This is a genomic window from Bacillus sp. JJ1127, assembly GCF_036965845.1.
In the GTDB taxonomy this organism is placed as follows: domain Bacteria; phylum Bacillota; class Bacilli; order Bacillales; family Bacillaceae_G; genus Bacillus_A.
The window spans coordinates 62,272-64,866 of sequence record NZ_JBALQK010000043.1 but is presented as its reverse complement, the minus strand read 5'-3'; the positions used below and the strand labels follow the sequence as shown (position 1 = coordinate 64,866).

Here is a 2,595-nt window from a genome sequence, read left to right as displayed (position 1 = left end):
TCCCATCTAAAAAGAAAAGGGGGATATGTCGGTTTTTTAATTGATGTATATATAATTAGAAATGTGGTGATTCTCTATGCAAATACAAAAACTAAATGAATCTAGTATTCCAGATCTTCTTTCGCTTTGTGAGGCTGTTGGTTGGTTACAGCATGAATCGTTTATGAAGAAACAATTTGAAATGTACCTTTCAGTCGGAACATTATTCGGGTGTCTCCATCGCAACAAACTAATCGCTACTGGAGGAGTATTTCCTTTTGAACCCGGCTTTTCTTCCATTGGTATGCTAATCGTTCATCCTGACTTTCAGAGACAAGGAATTGGCCGCGCCTTGCTAGATCATTGTCTGCAACTAGCCGAGGCCGCCCTTCCTACTATCCTTATTGCAACAGAAGCTGGTATACCTTTATATGAATCATATGGTTTTAAGACAATAACAAAAATTCATCGATTCGAAAAACTTGTTACGAACTCAACTACGAATCTCTCTCATTTAAAGCAAATTGAACAACATGATCTTGACTCTCTGATTGAACTGGATCAAATGGCAACAGCCGCTCATCGATCACATCTCTATTCATTATTACTATCTAGGGCCAACTTCTCTCTTAAATTAGAAAAAGACCATAAAATAGAAGCCTTTGCATTATGTACACAAAAAGGGGATGTATTATGCGTTACCCCCATGATCGCCAAACAGGAGGAAGATGCTATACGGTTATTACAAATGATTTGTAACGCTTGGAATGGAGCAATCCGTATTGATGTTCCACATTCACAATTTACATTTCGTAAATACCTTCAAGCAGAAAATTTCCAAGAAACACTACTTTCACCTCTTATGATAAAAAATGGAAAACACCTCTCTGGAAATCGCGATATGCTATTTGCTATGATAGATGCAGCGTTATGTTAGAAAGGGGACACCTATTTGAATCGAATGAAATATTATATGGTGAGTTGCCTCGCTCTTACCCTATTAGCGGGATGCAGTATGGCAGAAAAGCCAGCAGAACAAGCAAAACAAGTAAAAGATACAATTGCAACCAAATTAACTACCGATGAAAAAATGGTCGAAATAGATGGACAAACTATTTATTTCAAACAAATTGGAAAAAAGAAACCACCATTACTTATGCTTCATGGATTCGACGGATCATCTAACGGCTTTCGTGATATTTATTCCGAATTAGCAAAAGACCATACCATTATTGCTGTTGACATTTTAGGATTTGGTCGCTCGTCTAAACCAATGGATTTCCAATATACATTCCCAAATCAAGCAAACTTATATTATAAGTTAATGAAAAAACTAGGCTACGATACATTTTCAGTCCTTGGTCACTCCATGGGAGGAGAAATTTCTCTAAATTTAACATACTTATATCCCGATGCAGTGACCCATCTTATTTTAACGGATGCCACAGGGATTAGATCGTTAACGAATAAAAAAGGCTCACCAAAGCCTCAGCTATCGAGCGATTTACATACGATTTCTTCTATTGCAAATTATGATGAAAGCAAAGTAAAATTCAAACGGGATGACACAGAACACTATACAAAAATGAAAAACACGCTGTGGGCCAACCGTCTTCGTATTAATGCTAATGAAATTCAAGCTCCAACTTTAATTATTTGGGGAAGACATGACGATAGTGTCCCTGTTACAGAAGGTGAATCCTATCATCAATTCTTAAAAAACAGTACTTTCCACGTTATAGAAAAAGGTTATCATGCACCATTTCGCCAAGAACCAGAAGAATTTATGGGATATGTAAAAGAATTTTTTGAAAAGAATCCAATCCAAACAACGAAGTAACAAAAACGGGTATCCCATCTTTGAGATACCCGTTGCATATATTAAGCAGCTGATTTTTGTCGTCTGTGCATTTTTGAACCTAGTAATTTGGGTATAATCCAGCCATCGACTCCAAGTTTTCCGGCATTCATACCAGAGACAAGAACGAACATAGATAAAATAACCATTTGTGGATTTACACCTAGAGACCCACTAAACATATAGGAAAAGTTCATTACAAGGCCAAAAAAGACAGCTGTTTTCGTTAAACAACCTACAATTAAACCTATTCCAACTAGAATCTCTCCCCACGTTACAAGTGTGTTAAATAGATCGACATTCGGGATGGCAAAGTCTTGTAAAAATGATGCCCACCAAGATTGAACAGCTGGTTGTGCTCCTTTTGATTTTTCAATAGCTCCTTGCAAATAACCTGTCGCATTAAATCCATTACCTTGGAGTTTACCGATACCAGCCATCACCCATGTATACCCAAGATAAACACGGATAACCGCTAACACAAAAGAAACTGCTTTGTTTTCTCTCAAAAATTGAATAACCATATAATCCCCCTAAAACTGTAATTAAGTTAGTTACAGAAAATGCAATAACATTAGTTACTTATTTTATCATGTTAATTATCAATAATTTATGATAATCACATAGATTGTTAAAGACTAACATTTATATAGTTACTTTCATTTCCCTGCAAAAAACTTAAACACATCATAACATAATTGATAATGATTTTCACTATCTTTCATAAAAAAATGATATGATAAAGAATAAAACGTACT

The 2,595-nt window shown here is 35.7% G+C and carries 3 protein-coding genes; 2 read left to right on the top strand and 1 reads right to left on the bottom strand.

What is annotated here, in order from left to right:
• Positions 1-76 precede the first annotated feature (76 nt).
• Positions 77-916: a GNAT family N-acetyltransferase gene (locus tag V7183_RS05525; protein ID WP_097896981.1), complete on the top strand. Its 840-nt coding sequence runs from the start codon at positions 77-79 to the stop codon at positions 914-916.
• 24 nt (positions 917-940) lie between these two features.
• Complete coding sequence (locus tag V7183_RS05520) at positions 941-1,819, top strand: alpha/beta fold hydrolase (protein WP_438825156.1); 879 nt, start codon at positions 941-943, stop codon at positions 1,817-1,819.
• Between the two features lie 41 nt (positions 1,820-1,860).
• Here the strand turns inward: V7183_RS05520 and V7183_RS05515 are convergent, their stop codons facing one another.
• A complete protein-coding gene (locus V7183_RS05515; protein ID WP_335358938.1) occupies positions 1,861-2,361 on the bottom strand; it encodes a DoxX family protein in 501 nt (166 codons plus the stop codon).
• Between the last annotated feature and the right edge of the window lie 234 nt (positions 2,362-2,595).